This is a genomic window from Acidimicrobiia bacterium (assembly GCA_035651955.1).
In the GTDB taxonomy this organism is placed as follows: Bacteria; Actinomycetota; Acidimicrobiia; order IMCC26256; family JAMXLJ01; genus JAMXLJ01.
Window position 1 is genome coordinate 1 of record DASRES010000091.1, and the last position, 20,498, is coordinate 20,498.

General features: G+C 71.8%; 21 protein-coding genes and 1 tRNA gene. 12 read left to right on the top strand and 10 right to left on the bottom strand.

Features of this window, described 5'->3' with window-relative positions:
* Both VFC33_20360 and VFC33_20365 read left to right on the top strand, forming a co-directional pair.
* Window positions 1-459, top strand: a 459-nt coding sequence (locus tag VFC33_20360) for a hypothetical protein (protein HZR15599.1), incomplete at its 5' end; no start/stop codon positions are given.
* 55 nt (window positions 460-514) lie between these two features.
* A tRNA-Thr gene (locus tag VFC33_20365) sits at window positions 515-590 on the top strand.
* Window positions 591-641: 51 nt separating this feature from the next.
* Here VFC33_20365 and VFC33_20370 read toward each other — a convergent pair.
* Entirely contained in the window at window positions 642-1,187 is a 546-nt protein-coding gene (locus VFC33_20370; GenBank protein ID HZR15600.1) for a sigma-70 family RNA polymerase sigma factor, read from the bottom strand.
* A gap of 168 nt (window positions 1,188-1,355) precedes the next feature.
* On the opposite strand from VFC33_20370, the gene VFC33_20375 reads away from it, so the two are divergent.
* Window positions 1,356-2,054: a TetR/AcrR family transcriptional regulator gene (locus tag VFC33_20375; protein HZR15601.1), complete on the top strand. Its 699-nt coding sequence runs from the start codon at window positions 1,356-1,358 to the stop codon at window positions 2,052-2,054.
* A 239-nt stretch (window positions 2,055-2,293) separates the two neighbouring features.
* On the opposite strand, the gene VFC33_20380 is transcribed toward VFC33_20375, so the two are convergent.
* Window positions 2,294-2,914, bottom strand: coding sequence for a hypothetical protein (locus tag VFC33_20380; GenBank protein ID HZR15602.1), 621 nt, complete (start codon window positions 2,912-2,914; stop codon window positions 2,294-2,296).
* 262 nt (window positions 2,915-3,176) lie between these two features.
* Between VFC33_20380 and VFC33_20385 the strand changes: the two genes are divergently transcribed.
* Entirely contained in the window at window positions 3,177-3,458 is a 282-nt protein-coding gene (locus VFC33_20385) for a hypothetical protein (protein ID HZR15603.1), read from the top strand.
* A gap of 48 nt (window positions 3,459-3,506) precedes the next feature.
* Here VFC33_20385 and VFC33_20390 read toward each other — a convergent pair whose 3' ends face one another.
* Both VFC33_20390 and VFC33_20395 read right to left on the bottom strand, forming a co-directional pair.
* Window positions 3,507-6,491, bottom strand: a complete 2,985-nt coding sequence (locus tag VFC33_20390; protein HZR15604.1) for a proline dehydrogenase family protein — start codon at window positions 6,489-6,491, stop codon at window positions 3,507-3,509.
* A gap of 45 nt (window positions 6,492-6,536) precedes the next feature.
* Window positions 6,537-7,184 carry a helix-turn-helix domain-containing protein gene (locus tag VFC33_20395; protein ID HZR15605.1) on the bottom strand — a complete coding sequence of 216 codons (648 nt, stop codon included), beginning with the start codon at window positions 7,182-7,184 and terminating at the stop codon, window positions 6,537-6,539.
* A gap of 63 nt (window positions 7,185-7,247) precedes the next feature.
* On the opposite strand from VFC33_20395, the gene VFC33_20400 reads away from it, so the two are divergent.
* A complete protein-coding gene (locus VFC33_20400) occupies window positions 7,248-7,484 on the top strand; it encodes a hypothetical protein (GenBank protein HZR15606.1) in 237 nt (78 codons plus the stop codon).
* Window positions 7,485-7,499: 15 nt separating this feature from the next.
* On the opposite strand, the gene VFC33_20405 is transcribed toward VFC33_20400, so the two are convergent.
* Window positions 7,500-8,243, bottom strand: coding sequence for a VTT domain-containing protein (locus VFC33_20405; protein ID HZR15607.1), 744 nt, complete (start codon window positions 8,241-8,243; stop codon window positions 7,500-7,502).
* 474 nt (window positions 8,244-8,717) lie between these two features.
* Window positions 8,718-9,194 carry a hypothetical protein gene (locus VFC33_20410; protein HZR15608.1) on the bottom strand — a complete coding sequence of 159 codons (477 nt, stop codon included), beginning with the start codon at window positions 9,192-9,194 and terminating at the stop codon, window positions 8,718-8,720.
* Between the two features lie 216 nt (window positions 9,195-9,410).
* Here VFC33_20410 and VFC33_20415 point away from each other — a divergent pair, with 216 nt between their 5' ends.
* From VFC33_20415 to ligD, 3 genes are all read left to right on the top strand, one after another.
* On the top strand, window positions 9,411-11,003 hold the full coding sequence (locus VFC33_20415) for a hypothetical protein (protein ID HZR15609.1): 1,593 nt from the start codon (window positions 9,411-9,413) through the stop codon (window positions 11,001-11,003).
* A gap of 110 nt (window positions 11,004-11,113) precedes the next feature.
* Window positions 11,114-12,343, top strand: coding sequence for a cytochrome P450 (locus tag VFC33_20420; GenBank protein ID HZR15610.1), 1,230 nt, complete (start codon window positions 11,114-11,116; stop codon window positions 12,341-12,343).
* On the top strand, window positions 12,340-13,293 hold the full coding sequence (ligD, locus tag VFC33_20425; protein ID HZR15611.1) for a non-homologous end-joining DNA ligase: 954 nt from the start codon (window positions 12,340-12,342) through the stop codon (window positions 13,291-13,293). Before VFC33_20420 ends, ligD begins: the two co-directional genes overlap by 4 nt.
* Before the next feature lie 5 nt (window positions 13,294-13,298).
* Here the strand turns inward: ligD and VFC33_20430 are convergent, their stop codons facing one another.
* The 3 genes from VFC33_20430 to VFC33_20440 form a co-directional block, all read right to left on the bottom strand.
* Window positions 13,299-14,105 (bottom strand): SAM-dependent methyltransferase, encoded by an 807-nt coding sequence (locus tag VFC33_20430; GenBank protein HZR15612.1) that lies wholly within the window; start codon window positions 14,103-14,105, stop codon window positions 13,299-13,301.
* A gap of 79 nt (window positions 14,106-14,184) precedes the next feature.
* Entirely contained in the window at window positions 14,185-14,952 is a 768-nt protein-coding gene (locus tag VFC33_20435; protein HZR15613.1) for a glucose 1-dehydrogenase, read from the bottom strand.
* Complete coding sequence (locus VFC33_20440) at window positions 14,949-15,434, bottom strand: hypothetical protein (GenBank protein ID HZR15614.1); 486 nt, start codon at window positions 15,432-15,434, stop codon at window positions 14,949-14,951. The genes VFC33_20435 and VFC33_20440 overlap by 4 nt, the downstream gene beginning before the upstream one ends.
* A 196-nt stretch (window positions 15,435-15,630) precedes the next feature.
* Between VFC33_20440 and VFC33_20445 the strand changes: the two genes are divergently transcribed.
* Genes VFC33_20445 through VFC33_20460 form a run of 4 tightly spaced genes read left to right on the top strand, consistent with a single transcriptional unit; the run spans window position 15,631 to window position 19,675 of the window.
* Window positions 15,631-17,271 (top strand): metallophosphoesterase, encoded by a 1,641-nt coding sequence (locus VFC33_20445; protein ID HZR15615.1) that lies wholly within the window; start codon window positions 15,631-15,633, stop codon window positions 17,269-17,271.
* 32 nt (window positions 17,272-17,303) lie between these two features.
* Window positions 17,304-17,741, top strand: coding sequence for an SRPBCC family protein (locus tag VFC33_20450; protein ID HZR15616.1), 438 nt, complete (start codon window positions 17,304-17,306; stop codon window positions 17,739-17,741).
* Between the two features lie 12 nt (window positions 17,742-17,753).
* A complete protein-coding gene (locus tag VFC33_20455; GenBank protein HZR15617.1) occupies window positions 17,754-19,229 on the top strand; it encodes a sulfatase-like hydrolase/transferase in 1,476 nt (491 codons plus the stop codon).
* A 2-nt stretch (window positions 19,230-19,231) separates the two neighbouring features.
* Window positions 19,232-19,675, top strand: coding sequence for a TIGR03618 family F420-dependent PPOX class oxidoreductase (locus VFC33_20460; GenBank protein ID HZR15618.1), 444 nt, complete (start codon window positions 19,232-19,234; stop codon window positions 19,673-19,675).
* Here VFC33_20460 and VFC33_20465 read toward each other — a convergent pair.
* Entirely contained in the window at window positions 19,660-20,460 is an 801-nt protein-coding gene (locus tag VFC33_20465) for an adenylate/guanylate cyclase domain-containing protein (protein ID HZR15619.1), read from the bottom strand. The genes VFC33_20460 and VFC33_20465 overlap by 16 nt on opposite strands.
* Between the last annotated feature and the right edge of the window lie 38 nt (window positions 20,461-20,498).

The window sequence follows — 20,498 nt, forward strand, 5'->3', positions numbered from 1 at the left end:
GTGCGCCTCGCCGAGGGGCTCGCCGCCGCGGTGCAGGACGCGCTCGCGGTGCGGAAGGCGGAGCACGAGCGCGAGGCCGAGGAGCTCGACCGCGACATCGAGCAGCGCGGCTATCCAGATCGGGCCGCGACCCGTTTGCGCCGGAAGCTCGCGGAGCGCCACGCGCGCCACGAGCGCTTCGAGCGCCGTCAGCTGCTCGTCGAGGGGTTCACCGCGCTCGAGTCGGTCTACCGGGACGCGCTCGCCGCGCCCGCGCCGCCGCTCAACGTCGACCGTGAACCGCTCGTCGTCGCACCGGGCGCGGCGGCGGCCGCGCTCGACCGGTGCCGCGAGGCGCGCGAGGCGTTCGAGTTCAACCCGAACGAGGGCCTGCTCCTCGAGTGGCTGCTGCTCCACCTCCCGGCACCGCGAGGCGCCTCCACGCTTTCGGCTCCGCCAGCCTCGCTGTCCGAGGTCTGAGGAGCACAAAGCGTTCAGGGCCCCGCGGGCCCGTCGGTAGACTGCGGGATCCTTCGCCGGGATAGCTCAGTCGGTAGAGCAGCTCACTCGTAATGAGCAGGTCAGGAGTTCGAGTCTCCTTCCCGGCTCCACCAGCAGGTTCGCAGTGGTGTCGTTCGAGGGACGGCGCGCCGGCGTGTGCTTCACGCGCGTGCGGCCGAGCACGGTTCGGCTGTGGTGAGCGCGGGTCGCAATCGCCTGATGCCGGCGCGGATGCGGGTCTTCGCGGTCTCGAGCGGAATGCCTTCGCGCGCGGCGATGTCGCGTGCGCTGCAGCCCCACACCCGCGCGAGCAGCACGGCGCGGCGCTGCTCCTCCGGTAGCTCTGACAGCGCGGCGTAGACGCGCGCGACGTCATCGCGTGGAGCGCATCCCTCGACCTGGTCGCGTCCCGATGTCGTTTGTGCCTCGAGGCCGACGTCTGCCGTCGCGACCGCGTCCGGGCGGCTCGCGCAAACCGCATCGATCGCCAGGCTGCGCGTGATGCTGAGGAGCCACGCCGCGACGCTGCCGCGTCGCGCGTCGAACCCGTCGGCGTGCCGCCACGCCCGGACGAAGGCCTTCTGGGCGACACCCTCGGCCGCGCGCACATCGCCGACGATGCTCAGCGCGAGGCCGAACACCCGGCGTTGGAACCGTCGAACGAAGGCGGATGCGGCGTCCGGCTCCGACGCCGCGAGGCCCGCCACGAGGTCCTCGTCGGGACGTTCCGCCGGCCTCGACCTCTTGACCCGACCCGCCATGCCGTCACCATTTCCGGACACCGTGTATCGTTACACGAACATCGTAAACCAGCTGATAAGATTACGCAACAGCCCGTAATGGTTTTCAGCAGTTCGCCGTACCGAGGAGCCACCGTGTCCGGAAGCGACGCCGCGCCGTCCGAGGCCGCCGACAGCCGTCGCGGGCCCGGGCGTCCCCGGGACGCCCGTCACGACGAGGCGATCCTGACGGCGGCGCGCGAGCTCCTCCAAGAGCAGGGCTACGGCCCGCTCACGATCGAGGCCGTCGCCAGCCGCGCCGGCGTGGGTCGCCCGACGATCTACCGGCGTTGGCCGTCCAAGCCGGCACTCGTCGTCACCGCTCTCATCCAATCCGCGCGCCTCGCGGTGCCCGAACCCGACACGGGGTCTCTGCGTGGGGACCTCGTCGAGGTCCAGCGTCACCAGGTGGAGCTCATGAGCTCGGCGGACAACCGCCGCGTGACGGCAGGCCTCGTCGCCGACCTCGCGGCCGACTCCGAGCTCGCGGAGATCTACGTGAGCGAGTACCTGTCGCCTCGCCGGGAGACGGTGTGGCAGGTCCTCCAACGCGGCATCGACCGCGGTGAGCTCGCTCCCGACGCCGACCTCGCGTTCGCCTACGACCTGCTCGTCGGGCCGCTGTTCATGCGTGCCGTCGTCTGGGGTCAGCCTCTCCCGCCCGACGCCGCCGAGCAGACCACAGACGCGGTCATCGCCGCGTTTCCCGGCGCGCGAGTCGGGCGCGACTCGTCGTCGCCGAGCACGCGCAAGCGTCGTTCGCCGACCGCGACGCACCGCGCCCGCAAGCGCTGACGCTCGAACGGTGCGTCGCCACGCGCGCGTCGCGGGCACCACGACGACGCGACCGGTTCGACGCGGCGTCTCTCCGACGCGCGACGTTCGACCGTCCCGTTGCTGCTCGGTACTGTCGCACGCCGACGGGCGGCGAGTGACGGGCGACACGACGGTTCCGGTTGCGTGTCGTCGACGGGAGGTGCCATGACCGCACTCCTCGAGGTCGACCACCTCGTGATCGGCGCCGGCGCGAGCCGTCAGACGCGGGCGCGGATGGACGCTTCGTCGAACAGCGTCGGCAGCACGTAGCCGTCGCAGCGGCGGCGCAAGCGATATCGCAACGTTCCCGCGTCGGAGATCACGTCGCTCACCTCGAAGCCGCTGACCCATCCGCCCTCGGCGAATCGGCATCGCACCTCGACACCTTCGAGGAGGAGCCGGTCGTCGTCACCGTGAACCTCGCTGTCGCGCGCGGTCGTGCGACGCGATTCCGTCCGTGAGGGCTCGACCGTGCCACCAACGACGCGTCGCTCGGGCGCGCGGTGGCTTCGAACGTCCAGTTCCAACGCGGCGCCGAAGCGCTCGAGCAAGACGAGGATGCTGTCCGTCTGCTCGCGTTGGCGTGACGCGATGCTCTCTCCCAGCTCGCCGAGCCGTTCGAGCACGGTGAGCATCTCACTGCTTCGCTGGTTCAAGGTCCCGGCGAGGTCGGTGACGCAACGGACGAGACTCACGATGAGCTCGTCGCGCAGCGCGTCGTCCGCACGGCGACGCGTCTCGACGTCGTCGAGCGCGCCACGGACCGCATCGCGAATCGCCAGGAGCTCGGATCGCAACGCGCTGACGAGCGCATCGCGTCGTCGAGCGGCGAACATCATCTGCGTGTCGGTGCCCGCGGCGGCGTCGATACAGGATGTCCGGTCACGTCACGGAACCCCCTGCCTCCATGACAGGCCGCCACCGTACGCGGAGGCGCCGTCGGTTCCGTGGACCCCGCGTCGGTCGTGGTCGCGTGCGCGGCCACCAGCCCGCCCGTCTCGCGCCGGCGCGGTCGGCTTCTCGAGGGAGATGGGCTGTTCGACCTATATACACGGTTCGGGGCGATCGCTACGTTCGCGCAAGAGCAAGAGGAGGTATGTCATGGTTCGACGCTTGCTCGTGTGCGGCCTCGCCGTGGTCGGCCTCGTCCTGTCGGGTGCGTCGGTCGCCTCGGCCGCGACCTATCCCAACGGCGGTACGCCGCCGACGACCGCCCAGGTCGAGGCCCGTACCGCGGTGGCACCGGCGACCGTGCCCTCGTCCGCACCGAGCTCCGGTCTCCCCTTCACCGGTGGAGACGTCGCCGGCCTCGCGAGCATCGGTGCGGGTGCGATCGTCCTCGGCGCGTTCCTGACCCGGCGGGGCCGTCGGCGAGCCCACTGACACGGACGCGGGAACCGACCGCCGGAGCACGCACGCGACGCCGCGCGCTCACGACGTCGGCCCGGCTGCCGCGAACCCCTGGCGCAGCGTGTTCTCCGTGACGACGCGCGGCTCGACGAACTGGAGGAGGTAGTCGGGTCCGCCGGCCTTCGAGCCGACACCCGACATGCCGAACCCGCCGAACGGCTGCCGGCCGACGAGCGCACCGGTGGTGACGCGATTGACGTAGACGTTCCCGGCGCGGAGATGCGACGCGGCGTGACGAATGCGCGCCGGTGACCGGGAGAAGAACCCGGCGGTCAGCGCGTACGCGGTCGTGTTGGCGAGCGCGAGCGCGTGCTCGAAGTCGTCGGCCGCCATGCAGGCGAGCACGGGACCGAAGATCTCATCCGTGAACACCGTCGCGTCCGTCCGGTTCACCACCACGACGGTCGGGCCCGCGTACCAGCCGCCGTCCGGGACGTCATGACGCTGGAGCACGACGTCGCCCTCGTCCATCGCGACGCGTTGGTACCGCTGCACACGCTCGAGCGCGTCGGCGTCGATCAGCGGCCCGACGACCGTTCGCAGATCGTGCGCGCTGCCGACCGGCAGCACGTCGACGGCACCCGTCAGCCGCGTCATCAACTCGTCGAAGATCCGTCCGACGCCGATGACGCGCGAGACCGCGGAGCACTTCTGACCCGCGTACCCGAACGCGCTCGCGACGATCGCCGGTACCGCGACGTCGAGGTCCGCGTCCTCGTCGACGACCGCCGGGTTCTTCCCGCCCATCTCCGCGACGACGCGCGTGACGTGGCGCTTGCCCGCCGCGGGTCGCGCGGCGCGTTCGACGATCTCGCATCCGACCGCCTTCGACCCCGTGAACGCGACGGTTGCGACGTCGGGGTGCTCGACCAGGTGCCGGCCGATCTGCTCACCGGGGCCGGGCAGGAACGCCATCACGCCCGGCGGTACGCCTGCTTCCAGCAGAAGGTGCACGAACCGGGACGCGACCCCGGGCGTCTGCTCGGCCGGCTTGAGCAGCACGGGATTGCCGGTGACCAGGGCAGCCACCGTCATGCCGGCGGGGATCGCCAGTGGGAAGTTCCACGGTGTGATCACGGCGGCCGGGCCTCGCGGCTCGTACTCGTAGCGGTTGCTCTCGCCGGGCGCCTGGGCGACCGGTCCGCCGTGCGCGAGTCGCAGCGCTTCCCTCCCGTAGTACTCGCAGAAGTCGATCGCCTCGGCGACGTCCGCGTCCGCCTCCGCGATCGGCTTGCCCGCTTCGCCCACCTCGAGCGCGACGAGCTCGTCACGACGTGCGCGCAACAGCACGGCCGCGCGGAAGATCACGTCCGCGCGCTCGCACCACGGTCGGTCGCGCCATGCTCCCCACGCGTCGAGGGCGACGGCGACCGCGTGGTCGACGTGCTCCGGCTCCGCGGAGCCGCTGGTGCACACGAGTCGCTCGGTGCAGCTCGGGTCACGCGACTCGATCATCGCATCGGTCGCGACGGCCTGACCCTCCATGAGGACGGGCGCGACGAACGGGTACTCACCCGTCGCGCGGTGCATCGCATCACGAATTTGGTCGCGCACCGGCGCGCGACGGAGCTCCGCGTGCGGCTCGTTGACGAACGCACCGCGATCGCGGGCGTCGGTCGCATCGAGCGCGGCCGGCTCCGTGCTCGGCGGGGAAGCGTCGTCCCGCTCCGTGGGTGGCACGAGCAGGCGGTCGAGCTGCGCACCCTCGGCGAAGCGCTGGCGGATGAACGACTCGTTCGACGTGTTCTCGAGCAGCCGGCGAACGAGGTACGCCATCCCGGGGATCAGGGCCCCGACCGGTGCGTAGACGCGTGTGCGCAAGCCGAGCCGGCGCAGGGCATCGTGAACCGGGGCCGCCATGCCGTAGAGGAGCTGCAGCTCGAACGCGGTGTCGTGGAGTCCCGCGGCGCGCGCGTGGACGACGGCGTAGGCGAGGCTGCGTACGTTGTGGCTCGCGAACGCGGGGCGGATCTCGCCGGCGCGAGCGACCATGAGCCGCACGCACCGCTCGTAGTTCGCGTCCGTGTCGCGCTTGTCGGCGAACACGGGCGACGGCCAGCCGGCCGCACGCGCCTCGACGGTCTCCGCGTCCCAGTACGCGCCCTTCACGAGACGAACCTGGAGCGGGACGCGCAACGTCCGCGCCGACCAGTCGATGAGCGCGCGCAGATCGTCGAAGGACTCCCGTAGGTACGCCTGCACGACGCAACCGAGCTGCGGGCCATCGGGGAACTCGCCGCCGATCGCGCGCACGAGGTCGAACGTCAGGTCCTTGACCGCGTAGCTCTCCGTGTCGAGATGTACGGTCGCGTCCGACGCGCGAGCCCGTTCCAGCACCGGTCGGACTCGCGTGAAGGCGTCGGCGACGGCGTGCCCGTTCTCGAGCGGGTCGAACCGGGGCGAGAGCGCCGTCGGCTTCACCGAGACGTTCGCCCGCGGCACCGGACCCCACGGGTCTCGTTCGAGTGCCGGGTCGTCGGGCCAGGACGCGCTGGTCGCGACGAACGCGGCGAGCAGCTCGTCGACGCGCGCCGCGTACTCGTCGGCCTCGGTTGCGGTCAGTGTCTTCTCGCCGAGCAGGTCGACGGTCGATGCCTGGCCTGCCCGCCACAGTCGCGTGAGGCGGGCCATCGCCTGGCGCGCCGTCTCACCCGCGATGAATTGGCGCGCCATGCGCGTGACGGCGCGACGGGCGACGCGCGCCGACAGCCGCGTCCCGAACGGCAGTCGATCGGCGACCGCGATCCCCGTCCCGACGACCGCGGGAGCCTCGACGCCGCCCAGGTACTCCTCGACGTGGCGCACGACGTCGGCGTCGTCGGTGCACGCGGGCAGGACGTCGACGAGCCGGAACAGCTGGGTCTTGAACTCGGGTGACGCCAGCGCCCAGTCGAGCAGTCGCTCGGTCCACGCGCCACCACCCAACCGGACGTGGCCCCGTCCGGCCAGCGTGCCGATGCGCCTCCCGAGCTGCTGGACCTCCGGCTCGAGGTCGTCGGGCGTCACGATCGAAGGGTAGCGACCGTTGCCGTCGACGCCGCGCCGGCGCGATCACTCCGTCAGCTGCTGTGCGAGGGTTGCCGCGAGCCACTGCTCGTAGCGTTGCGCGGTCCAGCCGCGCTCGCCGACGAGAAGCCGGTAGACCTCGGGTGACATCAGCGCGTGGATCAGGTCGGCTGCGTCGCGCTCACGCAGTCCGGGCCTGAGCGCGTGTGCGCGCGCGAGTGAGCGTGCGATCCGGCCCTGACCTTGCTCGCGCTGTCGTCGGATCTCTCCGAGCAGTTCCGCGGCGGCGGGATCGGAACCGGCCGCGCCCGTGAGCACGAGGTAGACGTCGTTCGCGCGCCGGTTGATCGCCGTCGTCACGCTCGCGAGCCCGGCGAGCACCTTGCGCGGGTCGGGTTCGCTGCTCAACGCCGCGACGTCCGGCCGTTCCTCCACCGCCAGAGGCTTGTCGTCACCGGCGATGGACGTGTCGAGCAGCGCCTTCAGGATTCCGAGCTTCGACGAGAACAGCCGGTACACGGTCGCGGCCGGCACGTCGGAGCGTTCGCTGATCGCCTCGACGGTCGTCGCCGCGTAGCCCCGTTCGAGGAACAGCGTTCGGGCCGCGTCGACCACCGCGCGGCGGGCGAGGCGCGTGCGGGCTTGACCGCGGTTGTTCTCGACTGCGATGTCGCGCTTGACGGGCTTCGGCATGAAACGATAGTATCACTCTCAGTTCGAGAGTACCACTACCGAAAGCGACGAAGGAGCGGACCGATGAAGACGATGACGTGCAAGCAGTTGGGCGGGCCGTGCGACCACGGGATGCGGGGCGACACCGCCGACGAGGTGATCAAGGCCCAGGACCGGCACCTCCGAGAGATGGTCGCCAACGGCGACGACACCCACGCCGGTGCGCTCAAGGAGATGAAGGCCAGGTGGAGGCACCCGATCTCGGGCATGGGCTGGTACCGGGCCGCGAAGCGCAACTTCGCGGATCTCCCCGAGGACTGATCCGGCGCGTCGCGCTCAGCTCCGCGATCGCGACGCTGCGGGCGGTCGCCGACGGTCGATCACACCGAGGCGGCCGCCCGGGTCGCCATGCTCGACGAGGCGTTCACCGATCGAGCCGAGTGCGAGGCAGGCCGGACACGCCGCTTCGCGCCAGGCCGCCGAGCCGCCACGCCGGCCCTGGCGGACGACCCAGAAGGCTGCCGCGCCGACGAGCAACACCACACCGAGGACGAGCGCGAGTCCCTTCGCGCGATCGATGAGATCGCGCGCGACCGGACCCAACGCGTAGCCGAGCACCAAGTGGAGTTGTGCGAACACGGTCGCGCCGAGGAGCAGCGGCGGGAGTGCCCGGCGCGGCGTCAGACCGGAGCCTCCTGCCACGATCCCGGTCATCGTGCGCAACCCCGGCGTCGCACGGCCGACCGCGAGCGCGCCACGCCCGCGGCGTTCGACCGCAGCCGTCATCCTCGCCAGCCGTTCCGCAGTCAGCCCGATGTGCCGCGCGATGCGGTTCACGAGCGCGCCCGCGCCGCGCGTGCCGACGAAGAGCAATGTCGTCCCGACGATCGCGACGAGCTCGAGCGCGAGCACACCGACCCACCACGGCAGGGCGCCCGCCGCGACCCGCTCACCCACGAGCAGCATGACCGCGTCGTCGGGAATCGGTATCGGCAGCCCGGCCTCCATGGGAACGAGCAGGATCAGGGCGAGCGGGAGCCCGATCCCGGCGACGTCGGCCGTGGCGAGCATTCCGTGCATCGCTCGAAGTACGCAGCGTCGAGGGCACGCGGATCACATCCTGATCCGGATCGAACGCGGCCCCGACCGGATCGCAAATCGCGCGCATCGTTGTCGGTGCGCCACGGCATGCCAGGATCAGCGGGCGCGCGTCCGGCCCTCACCCTGCCCGGCCGACGCGCGCAAGGGACGGCGGGAGCGGCCGTTTCCGCACTGGTTCGCGCCGCTCCCGCCGTCGTCCGCAGGGAGTTCGTCGCCGGGGCGCTCCGCAGATCGCAGAAGGTTCGCGGCGTGTCGCGTCACGCGGCGAAGTCGTCCTCGAGTCCCTCGAGCCGACTCAGCACGACGGCCACGACGACGTACGCGAACGACTTCGAGGCCACGGGCACGATGACGACGACGATCGACGGGCGCGCCTACACGCATCCGGCGAACGGCACCTGACGCGTTCACGTTGAGGACCTCGGCGACCTCGGCCGGTTGCACCGGAGCGGGTCAGGAGCTCGACGGTCCTTCCCCGCTTGCGACGCCGAACAGCGCGCGCAGCTTGCCGATCGTCGCCTGCTCGTCCGGGTTCACTGCCTTCGAAGATCGCGCCACGGCTTCGGCGATGTCGACGAACCAGCTCGCGACCTCACTCGCCTCGTCCGAGGGGAGCTTCTTCAGCGCGGCGGCCGCGGGCTCGAGCTCGCGCATGACGTTGTCGACCGCGGCCTCCGGTGTGGGACCGCGGTGCTCCTTCAGCTCGGTCCGTGCCTCCTTGGTGTTCGCCTCGGCGACGATCTCGCCGATGAGCTCGTTCGCGGCGCCGTGCTCGCCCGGTCTCGAGATGGAGCGCGCGCCCGCGCTCGCTTCCTTGACCATCGAGATCGGACCGTGCTCGCCGGCGTAGAAGAGCGCCGCGGTCACGAGGAGCGGCGCGTCCGTCAGGGCGTGCCACTCCGCTTCCGTGAAAGCCGACCTGTCCGTCATCCGAGACCTCCTGCTGGTGCTGCCCCTCGGGTTGCTCACGCGCTCGGCGTGCGCGCGCACGCCACAACGTTCCCTCGACGACGCCCTCCGCGCTCATCACCTTCTCACGGTCGCTCGCCCGTCGGGACCGGTGACGCCGTCGGCACCTACGGTTTTTCCCCTTTCTTGGCATGACTCCGCGCGGGTTCTCAGGATCGGCGGGCAGGTTGGGGCGCCGTGCACGCGGTGACCGCGCCCCGTCTCGACGCGCCCGGGTGGCGCCGGCCCGGCGCGCTCTGGTCGCCGTCCGTGGCGGGTGGGCTTCTCGCCGCGGTCCTCGCGACGGTCGCCACGGTGCTGGGCTGGGAGGGCGCCGACTGGCCCGCGCAGGTGTACCGGGTCGCGGTCTTCCGGACGTACGGGTTCATCGGGTTCGACACCGGTTGGTACGGCGGGCACTCGCCGGTCGCCTACAGCTCGCTGTTCCCGCCACTTGCGGCGACGATCGGCGTGCACGTGACGGCGATCGCGTGCGCGGCTGTCGCGACGTGGACCTTCGACCGTGTCGTGCGGGGCAGGTTCGGCACGACGTCGATCCTCGGCACGCTGTGCTTCGCGGCGGGGACCGTCGCCCAGATCGTCGTCGGCCAGCTCGCGTTCCTGCTCGGTCTCACGTTCGCGCTCGTCGCGGTGTTGATGATCGTCTCTGGTCGTCGCACGCTCGCCGTCGCCGCGGCGGTCGCGTGCGCGCTGTCGAGCTTCGTCGCCGCGCTGTTCCTCGTGCTCGGCGCGGTCACGTGGGCGGTCAGCGCACGTGACGGCCGGCGCGACGCGTTGCTCGTCGGTGCCGGCGCGGTCGTGCCAGTCCTCGTCATCACGGCGACGTACCGGCAGGCGGGACGATTCCCGTTCCCGATCACGAGCCTCGTCTGCGTGCTCGTCGCGTGCGCGGCGACGCTGTTCGTCCTGCCACCGTCGCAGCGTCTGTTGCGACGCGGCGCGCTGGTGTACGCGATCGCGTCCCTCGCGCTGTTCGTCGTGCCGACGCCCGTCGGCGGCGTGATGACGCGGCTGGGCACGACGATCGCGGTGCCTCTCGTGTGGTCGGCCGTGTGGCGCGTGCGGCGCGCGCTCGTCGTCCCGTTCGTCGTGCTGACGGTCGTGTGGCAGTTCGCGCCGGCCTTCGGCGCGATGACGACACCGCCCGCGGATCACGTCACCAGCTCCTACTTCACACCGCTCGTCGACGCGATGCACCGGGCCGACCCGGCGCCCGCGCGCCTCGAGATCGCGCTCACACGCATGCACTGGGAGGCCGCGTGGGTCGCGCCGAGCATCCCGCTGGCGCGTGGGTGGGAACGTCAGCTCGACATCGTCGACAACTCGCTCTTCTACCGCGGCCACCTGACCGCGGCGCGCTACCGCGCGTGGCTGGATGCGAACGGCATCCAGTACGTCGCGCTGTCCGATCTCCCGCTCGACGCGTCCGCGCGCGCCGAGGCGGCGATCATGCGCAGCAACCCGAGCTATCTCCGGCTGGTCTGGCACGACGTGCACTGGCGCCTGTGGAAGGTCGTCGGCTCGTCGGGCCTCGTCTCCGGTCCGGCCCATCTCACGTCGCTCGACGCGAGCGGCTTCACCGTCGTCGCGACGGGCAAGGGTGCCGTCGACGTGCGCGTCCGGTGGACGCCGACATGGAGCGTCGGTGACGCCGACGGCCACGCCTGCCTGACACCCGCGGCGCACGGGTGGACCGGCCTGCACGTCGACCGACCGGGCACCGTCCGCGTCACGTCGCAGCTCCTGCCGACGGGCTCGGATGCCTGCTGAGCGCGCAGCTCGCCCCATCTGACGAGCGACGGTTCGCCGCTCACTGCCTACGATCAACACATGAGAGGACACCGCGTGCGCGCGAGGGCCGCCCGCGCGCAGCAGGGCTCGTGAACGCGCGCTCCGACGTCCCCGACGTCGGCGATCTCGACCTCCCGGTCCTCGACCCCGACGACCCGTCGTTGCGGGGTGCGCGGTTTCACGAGGTGCTCGGCGACCTCGCGGCGCGCAGCTGGCTCGCGCGCGCCGAGCTCGGGTACCTCGTCCTCGACCGCGACGCGGGCATGTCGTTCCTCGGGGATCGCCGCCTCGCGTTCCCGTCGGTGCAGATCCTCGAGCTTCAGGGCGTGCACGAGGGCCCCGTCTACGACCGGACCCGCAACGGCCTCATGGCACGCACGGGCGACGATCACGCGCGGCTGCGGCGGCTCGTGACGCCGGCGTTCACGCCGCGCGCGACGGACCGACTGCGACCGCGACTGCGCGAGATGCTCGAGGAGCTGTGGGCGCGCGTCGCGCCGAACGGTCAGACCGAGTTCGTCGACGACTTCGCGCGCCCACTGCCCTCCATGGTGATCGCGGAGCTGCTGGGGCTCCCCGGCGAGGCCGAGCGGCTCGCGGCGTGGTCCGACGCGCTCCAGGGCGTCTTCAAGCTCACCGCCGCGCGCGAGCGTGCCGCCATCGAGACCGCATACCTCGACGTGTACGCCTACGTCGAGGATCTCGTCCGCGAGCGACGCCGGCACCCGGGCGACGACCTCGTGTCGACGCTCGCGGCCATCTCGCAGGACGGCGACCGGCTGACCGACGACGAGTGCGTGTCGCTGATCTGCTCGGTCATCGCGGGTGGTACCGACACCACCCAGGCGCAGCTCGCACACGGGATGCGACTGCTCGTCGAGCATCCCGACCAGTGGCAGCGACTGCGCGCCGACCCGACGCTCGCCGCCCGCGCGGCGAACGAGATCCTGCGCTACGAGCCGATCACACCGTTCACGGCCCGTCTCGTCACGGCACGCGTCGAGCACCGCGGCGTCGGCTTTCCGCAGCACACGGTCGTGTTCGTCTGCTCTGCCACGGCGAACCGCGATCCGGCGCTGTTCGACGCGCCCGATCGCTTCGACATCACGGTGGACCGGGGCTCCGCGCCGATTCTCACCTTCGGCTACGGCGCGCACTACTGCCTCGGTGCGAACCTCGCGCGCGCCGAGCTCGCGGAGACGTTCGCGTTCCTCGCGTCCCGCATGGGTCACGTCGAGTTCGCGGCCTCGCCGGTGTTCGGGCCGACGACGGGGATCTACACGATGGAATCCGTCCCCGTTCGGTTCGGCCCACCGTGAGCGACGGTGAGTCGCGCGAGGGCGTGGCGCTCACGAACCTCGACCAGCCCCTCTTCGACGGGGCCGGCGCGACGAAGCGCGACCTCGTCGACTACCTCGACGGCGTCCGTGATCGCATCCTCCCGGCCCTCGCGGACCGCCCGCTGTCCGTCGTGCGCGTGCACCGCGGCCAGGACGCGTTCATGCAGAAGAACGTGCCGAAGTACACGCCGGAGTGGATCCCGACCGTACGGCTCTGGGCCGAGACGTCGAAGCGCGACGTGTCGTACGCGCTCTGCGACGACCGGCGCACGCTGCTGTGGTTCGCGAACCAGCGTGCGGTCGAGTACCACCCGACGCTCGTGCGATTGCCGCACCTCGACCGGGTGACCCACCTCGTGCTCGACCTCGACCCGCCCGACGCCGGCGCGTTCCGCATGGCGGTCGACGCGGCTCGTCTCGTGCACGAGGTCCTCACCGCGGCCGGGATGTCGGGCGCGGTCAAGACGAGCGGCGCGAAGGGCCTCCACGTGTTCGTGCCGATCGACACGGACACACCGCCCGAGGACGCCGCGGCCGCGATGCGGGCGATCGCGGCGCGCGCCGAGCAACTCGATCCCGCGATCGCGACGACCGCGTTCATCAAGGCGGATCGCGGCGGCAAGGTGTTTCTCGACTCGACGCGTGCCTTCGGCGCGACGGTCGTCGCGGCGTACAGCCCGCGTGTGCGTCCGGGCACGCCGGTGTCGTTCCCGCTCCGCTGGGACGACCTCGACGACGCCGCTCCCGGCGACTTCACGATCCACACGGCGCTCCGCTCGCTCGGGGACACGGACCCGTGGTCGAGCGAGATGCCCGCGCCGCATGCCGTCGATGCGGGCCTCGTCGAGGAGGGCCGCGCGATCCCGGTCGCGCGGGTGCAGGCCATGCACGAGGGCAAGCGCCGGGCCCGGGCCCGCCGGTCGCGCTGATCGGCTCAGGTCCGGTGCGCGACGACGAGCAGACGCCCGGGGCGTGTCCCGGGCGCGAAGCTCGCGACCTCGTCGACCGTGATCTCCGGCCAGCCCGCCTCGCGCAGCCAGGCGAGCGCGGTCTGCCGGTCCGGCACGGTGAGCACGGCTTCCCCGATCGCCGCGAGTTGGCGCTCGCGCGCCAGACGCTCGGCGGACTCGGGCACCCCGCGTTCCCGCGTCGAGATGCTCGCCGCGAGCTCGCTTCGCCCCGCGGCGCGGTTGGCCGCGGTCGCGAGGAGACCGCGGAACGCAGGCTCGGGCAAGTAGCGCAGGACGCCCTCGCACGTGAACAGTGACGGTGCGTCCGCGTCGTGACCCGCGCGCGCGAGCGCGTCGCCGAGTCCGGGCTCGGTGAAGTCCGCGGCCACGAACGTGATGTCGGAGCTGTCGATGAGCAGCTGGTCGAGGCGGGCGCGCTTGTCGCGCTGCGTGGCTGGGTGGTCGACCTCGAAGAACCGGACCCCTGGTGTGCGGAACCGGAGCGCGCGGCCGTCGTAGCCGGCACCGAGGAGGACGACCTGGGCGATCCCGGTATCGATCGCGCGCAGCACCGCGTCGTCGAAGAACTTCGTGCGCGTCGCGATGTAGGAGAGGAACTCGCGGGTGTCGCGGCGTCGTCTCTCCCGTCGGGCGTCGGTGCGCCTGCTCGCGACCGACGCCGCCAACCGGTCGTCAGCCTCCCTGTCGCCGGTCGGCGTCGACGGGCGCTCGAGCACGGCGCGGGCCGCGGCGACGCCGGCGGCGGTGAGGGACGGACCGTCCGGGCGCATGGAGCCATGTCACCACGTTCCCGCGGCTCGGCGCACCGCGTGCCGGTGCCGGTTGGAGACGGTCGGCGCGCGGGACGCGTCAGAGCCCGGGGCTGCTGTGCATGAGGCCGCCGTCCGCGAACACCGTCGTCGCGGTCATGTAGCTCGCGCCGTCGCTCGCGAGGAACGCGACGACGCTCGCGATGTCACCTGGCTGGGCCATGCGACCGAGCGGGATCGCGGCGTCGAGCGTCTGGAGCTTCGTGGGATCGGCCATGGTCGACTGGTTGATGGGTGTCGCGACCGCGCCCGGGCCGACCCCGACGACGAGGATCCCGTGCGGCGCGAGCTCGACGCCGGCCGTGCGCGTGAGCATCCGCATCCCGCCCTTCGAGAGGCAGTACGGCGTGTTGCCCGGCATGGGCCAGTCCTCGTGCACCGACGTGATGTTGATGATCCGGCCGCCACCGCCCTGGGCGATCATCTGCTTCGCGGCGACCTGCGTCCCGAAGAACGCGCTCTTCAGGTTGACGTCGAGGACCTTCGCGTACTGGTCCTCGGTCGTGTCGAGCACCGAGGTCCGGGTCTCGATCCCCGCGTTGTTGACCATCACGTCGACCCGGCCGAACGCCTTCACCGCCGTGTCGACGAGACGCTGCAGGTCGGCGACCTTGCTCACATCGGCGTCGACACCGATCGCGCTGTCACCGAGCGCAGCGATCTGCTGTTCGAGCGCGTCGGTCGCCGCGGGGTCCGCGACGTAGTCGATGACGATCCGCGCCCGTTGCTGCGCGAGCGCGAGGGCGATCGCCTTGCCGATGCCGCTGTTGCCACCGGTGACGATCGCGACCTTGCCGTCGAGCGTCATGCCGAGCTCGCCTGACGGGACGCGCCCAGATGGGCGCGCAACACCGCCAGCGACTCCTCGGCGCGCCCGTCGAGCTCGAGCTCGGCGAAGCGGTCGACCGCGCGCTCGTGCGCCACGAGGTTCGCGAGCACCGCGTCCTCGCGATCCGGCGCGAGCTCGCGCAGGCGCTCGTACTTCGCGAGGTACGACGGGAGCGCGGCGCGCAGCCCGAGCAGCAACGCGTCCCACGGCTGGTCCCGGGTGCTCGCCGCGAGCGCGACGCCGTCGGCCCGGGCCTTCGCGGCGACCGTGTCGATCCCTGCGGCCTCGGCGAGCGGTCGCAACGTGGACGCCGTGTCCCGCTCGACCGCCTGCAACGTGCGCAGACGCTCGAGGCGCGCGGGATTCTGCTCGCCTGTCGCGTCGGCGAGCGCGCCGAAGAACGCCTCGCCCAACACCTCACCCTCGTAGGACTCGCGCAACAGCTCGTCGTGCTCGCTCATGGCTCCGCTCCTGCGGCTCGCTGCCCGGTCGCCGGACGCCGGGCCCGACCCTCACCGCGATCATGGTCCGGTCCACACCCGCCTGCAGGACCGATCACCGCCGCGACGGGGTGAAACTACCCGTACCCCCCGTTCGCCATCGGTCATATCGTTTCCGGACAAACAGGGTCGCTTCTGCTCAAGGGTGAGGGAGCGTATGAAGCGGGTCGGGGTCCTCGGTGTCCTCGTTCTCGTCGCGTTCGGCCTGTCCACGGTCGCCCGCGTCTCCACGACCGGCGCCGTGAGACCGGTCGCTCGCGCTGCCGCGGCGAGCGATCCGGTCATCGCCGCGGCCGGTGACATCGCGTGCTCGCCGAGCGATCCGAACTTCAACCATCTCCAGGGGAGCGGGAACCGTTGCCAGATGATGGCGACGTCCGACCTGCTGGTGAACCACGGGTTGTCCGCGGTGCTCGCGCTCGGCGACGACCAGTACAACGGTGGCTCCTACTCGGACTACCTCGCGTCCTACGACCCGACATGGGGACGCGTGAAGTCGATCACGCGCTCCGCCGCAGGGAACCACGACTACGGCTCGGCCGGCGCGGGCGGGTACTTCAAGTACTTCGGACTCGCCGCCGGACCGGCCGGTCAGGGTTGGTACAGCTTCGACGTCGGTGCCTGGCACCTCATCGCGCTCAACTCGAACTGCTCGGAGGTCGGCGGCTGCCAGACCGGGTCCGCGCAGGAGCAGTGGCTGCGCGCCGATCTCGCCGCTGACGCCAGCCCGTGCACGCTCGCGTTCTTCCACGCCGGTCGCTACTCGAGCGGCTACGGCGGCGACAACACCTACATGGCGCCGCTGTTCCAGGACCTCTACGACGCGGGCGTCGACGTCGCGCTCAGTGGGCACTCGCACGACTACGAGCGATTTGCGCCGCAGGACAACAGCGGGAACCTCGACAACGCGCGCGGCGTGCGCCAGTTCATCGTCGGCACCGGCGGCGCGTTCTTCACCGGCTGGCACGGCATCCGCGACCCCAACAGCCAGGTCAGCGAGAACACGACGTACGGCGTCCTCGACCTCACGCTCCACCCCGGGTCGTACGACTGGAGCTTCGTCCCCGTCGCAGGGAGCAGCTACACGGACACCGGCACGACGGCGTGCCATCACGCGGGAAGCGTCGCGTCGCCGTCTCCGCCGCCGTCCGGCACCCCGCCGTACTGGAACGGCCAGGACGTCGCGCGTGGTGTCGCGCTCAGCCACAACGCCGCCGGCGGATACGTCCTCGACCGGGACGGGTTCCTCCACGCCTACGGCGGCGCGCCCACACTGCTCGCCGGTCATGCCGCGCCGGGCAGCGATTTCGCGCAGAACCTCGCACTGACGGGCACGGACGCGGGCGGCGCGGTCGTCGACCGCGCCGCGGGCGTGTACGGGTTCGGTTCGCCACCACCGGTCCGCACGTGTGACGACAGCATCCGGTGGGGTGTGCCGACGCGCGCGATCGCGATCGACCCGGGCTGGACGAGCGGCACGCTGCGCGGTGCGACGATCGACGGGTGGGGCGGCATCCATCTCTTCTGCACGTCGCCGCCGATCACCACGACCGGGATCCCGTACTGGCCCGGGTGGGACGTCGTGCGCGGGTTCGCGATCACGCAGGGTGGCAAGGGCGGGTTCGTCCTCGACGCCTGGGGTGGCGTGCACGCGTTCGGGAACGCGCACCTGACGTCCGCGACGCCGTACTGGCCGGGCTGGGACATCGCGCGCGGCTTGGCGATCGACGGGAGTGGGCACGGTGTCATCGTCGACGGGTGGGGCGGTCTGCACGCGTTCACGTATCGCACGGGCTGAGGTGACGGATGGTCAGAGGCGAGGGAACCGCCGTGGCGCAGGGCGCGACCGCGCAGGACGCGTTCGACTTCGTCCTCGACCCCGCGCAGTACACCAAGGCCGACACGAAGATGGTGTGGGTGACGAAGCTCGCCGACACGCCGGACGGCATGCTGGCCCGCGAGGACGGCCGGTTCCTCGGCCGGCTTCCCGGGTCGGTCGTCACGCGCTACCGGTGGTCGCGGCCGAACCGCATCGACGTCACGCTCGAGCACGGCGTCCCGCGGTCGCTCCACGCGTGGTTCGAGCTCGACGACGTCGACGGCGGCGTGCGCATCCACCACGTCGAGGAGCTCGACCTCGGCCACGGTCTGCTCGGCGCGCTCCACGACGCGGTCGCACGCCGCTGGTTCGCCGAGTCGGTCCGCCGAGAGGTCGACGAGATCGCGCGGCTGCTCGAACAGGGGGAGCGCGGCCGCGGCCCGCGGTGAGAAGCTGATCGCGTGAGCTCCACCGCGCCGAACATCCTCGTCGTCATGTCGGATCAGCACCGGGCCGACATGATGGGCTGCGCGGGGGATCCCGGTGTGCTGACGCCGAACCTCGATCGCCTCGCGTCGGAAGGCGTCCGCTTCTCGCGCGTGAGCTGCCAGGGGCCGCTGTGCATGCCGGCGCGCGCGTCGTTCCTCACAGAGCGGTACGTGCGCGATCACGGCGTCTACACGAACTGGGGCGAGGTCGCGCCGGACTGCCCGACATACCTCCACGCGTTGCGTGAGGCCGGGTACCACACCGTGCTGATCGGGAAGGCGCACCTCTACCGCGACGAGGCGCACGACGCGCGCCATGTCGACGAGCTCGCGCCCCGTCTGCACGCGCTCGGGTTCGCGGAGGTCCACGAGACGGGCGACAAGTTCGCGACGTCGATACCGAACGCGTACACGGACCACCTGCGCGACCGCGGGCTCCTCGACGTCTACCGCCGCCACATCGCGGATCGCAGCTACCAGGGTGAGAACGAGACCGGTCGCGGCGCGACCAAGCGCGTGCCGATGTGGGACTCGACCCCGTTGCCGGTCGCGCTCGACGACTACGTCGACGCGTGGCACGGCGCGATCGCGGCCCGGTGGATCGAGTCGTACGAGCGGGACGAGCCGTTCTTCGCGTTCGTCGGGTTCCCGGGCCCGCACGATCCCTGGGACGCGCCCGCGGAGGCGGTGGCGCGCTACGCCGGCGTCGACGTCTCGATGCCCGCGTCGACGACCCGACCCGAGCTCGACGGGACCGGCCGGTACGGCGCGCTGCTGCGCGCGTTCCTGCACCTCTCCGACACGGACACGATGACGACCGACGCGATCCGCGGGATGCGACGCGCGTACAGCGCGGACGTCTCGGTCATCGACGACGGCGTCGGGCGGATACTCGGCGCCCTGGACGAGCGCGGGATGCTCGACGACACGTGGGTGATCTACACGAGCGATCACGGCGAGATGGGCGGCAACCACGGCCTCATGTCGAAGTGCGTGCTCTACGAACCCGCGGTGCGCGTGCCGCTCGTCATCCGGCCGCCGTCGGGGGTGCGGACGAAGCCGGCGGTCGTCGACGCGCTCGTCGAGCACCTCGACGTTCCCGCAACCGTGCGCGCGATCGCGGGCGCGCCCGACGTCCTCGGCAGCGAAGGCCGGTCCCTGCTCCCGCACGTGTCCGGCGACGGAGCACCGCTCGAGCGGCGCGACGTGTCGGTCAGCGAGAACTGGGGCTTCGCCGCGTTCGAGACCGCGCGCCACAAGCTCGTCGTCGACGAGGACGCGCTCGAGCCGTGCCAGCTGTTCGACCTGGCCGCCGACCCGCACGAGGACCGCAACCGCCTGCACGACCCCGAGTGCAAGAGCGTCGTCGAGGAGCTCATGGAGACCTACGCGCGGCCGTTCTTCGCGACGGCGCCGGCCCGCCCGCACTCGAGCCCCTTCACCGGCTGACGATGGCAGGCCTGGACGACGTGCGCCGCCTCGCAGGCGACGACAACGGGTTGGCCGTCGTCGCGACGTCCCGGCGCGACGGCACGGTCCAGTCGTCCGTCGTCAACGCGGGCGTCCTCGCCGATCCCGTCGACGGCCATGACGTCGTCGGGTTCGTCGCGCGCGGCGGCACGGTGAAGCTCGCGAACCTGCGACGCGATCCGCGCCTCACGATCGTCTTCCGCGCGGGATGGCGCTGGACGGCGGTCGAGGGGACGGCCGTGCTCGTCGGTCCCGACGACGCGCGCGCCGGGTTCGACGCGTCGCGCGTCCCGCAGCTGCTGCGCGAGGTCTTCACCGCCGCGGGCGGCACGCACGACGACTGGGACGAGTACGACCGCGTCATGGCCGCAGAGCGGCGCACCGCGGTCCTCGTCACGCCGCGGCGGGTCTACGGCACCGGCTGACGGGCGCAGTCGACCACGAACGCGTCGACGGGCTCGTGGCGTCCCGCGATCTCGCACCGGCGGGGCGACGCCGCGGGGAACCGGTCGCGCACGGCGTCGAACGCGGGCGCGCCGACGACGACCTCGTTCGCGCCCGCGTGGTGCTGGAGCCGGGACGCGACGTTCACCGCGTCGCCGAGCGCGGTGAAGTCGACGACGCCCTCGCCGCCGACGTTCCCGACGTACGCCGTGCCCGCGTGCACACCCGCTCCGAGCGCGAGCCCGCGCAGGTCGCGATCCGACCGCACCGTGGAGACGAGCTCGACACCGGCGTCGACCGCCTTCGCTCGATACGACGGACCGGCGATGCCGGGGATGAACAGCGCCATGACCTCGTCGCCGATGAGCTTGTCGATGATGGCGTCGTGCGCGACGAGGATCTGGGTCGCGACCGCGTAGAAGCGGTTGAGCACGCGGGCGAACGACTCGGCGCGTTGGTGCTCGCCGAACGTCGTCGAGCCGCGCACGTCCGCGAAGAGCACGCCGACGTCGACCTCGGCGCCGCCGACGGGGAGCGTGTCGCAGCACCGCGTGCACAGGGTCGGGTTCTTGCGCGACGGGCGGAACCCCGCGAGCGCGACCAGCTTCCCGCCGACGCCGCCGAACGGGTTGTGGCAGACCTTGCAGCGGGGCGCGGACGGCAGGTGCCGGAACACGACGTGGGCGAGACGCAACGGCCGGTGTCCCTCGACCAGCACCTTGTGCCACGTGTCGCTCGCCCGGTCGGCGTCGTCGCCGGCGGCCATCGCGCACTTGTACCACCCGGTCGCGGGGCGTGCCCGCG

Coding starts and splice junctions, on each gene's coding strand:
- VFC33_20405 (HZR15607.1), bottom strand. CDS start 8,243: ATGCACGGAATGCTCGCCACGGCCGACGTCGCCGGGATCGGGCTCCCG.
- VFC33_20435 (HZR15613.1), bottom strand. CDS start 14,952: ATGACGCTCGACGGCAAGGTCGCGATCGTCACCGGTGGCAACAGCGGC.
- VFC33_20445 (HZR15615.1), top strand. CDS start 15,631: ATGAAGCGGGTCGGGGTCCTCGGTGTCCTCGTTCTCGTCGCGTTCGGC.
- VFC33_20430 (HZR15612.1), bottom strand. CDS start 14,105: ATGCGCCCGGACGGTCCGTCCCTCACCGCCGCCGGCGTCGCCGCGGCC.
- VFC33_20380 (HZR15602.1), bottom strand. CDS start 2,914: ATGATGTTCGCCGCTCGACGACGCGATGCGCTCGTCAGCGCGTTGCGA.
- VFC33_20395 (HZR15605.1), bottom strand. CDS start 7,184: ATGCCGAAGCCCGTCAAGCGCGACATCGCAGTCGAGAACAACCGCGGT.
- VFC33_20440 (HZR15614.1), bottom strand. CDS start 15,434: ATGAGCGAGCACGACGAGCTGTTGCGCGAGTCCTACGAGGGTGAGGTG.
- VFC33_20465 (HZR15619.1), bottom strand. CDS start 20,460: ATGGCCGCCGGCGACGACGCCGACCGGGCGAGCGACACGTGGCACAAG.
- VFC33_20460 (HZR15618.1), top strand. CDS start 19,232: ATGGCAGGCCTGGACGACGTGCGCCGCCTCGCAGGCGACGACAACGGG.
- VFC33_20400 (HZR15606.1), top strand. CDS start 7,248: ATGAAGACGATGACGTGCAAGCAGTTGGGCGGGCCGTGCGACCACGGG.
- VFC33_20385 (HZR15603.1), top strand. CDS start 3,177: ATGGTTCGACGCTTGCTCGTGTGCGGCCTCGCCGTGGTCGGCCTCGTC.
- VFC33_20410 (HZR15608.1), bottom strand. CDS start 9,194: ATGACGGACAGGTCGGCTTTCACGGAAGCGGAGTGGCACGCCCTGACG.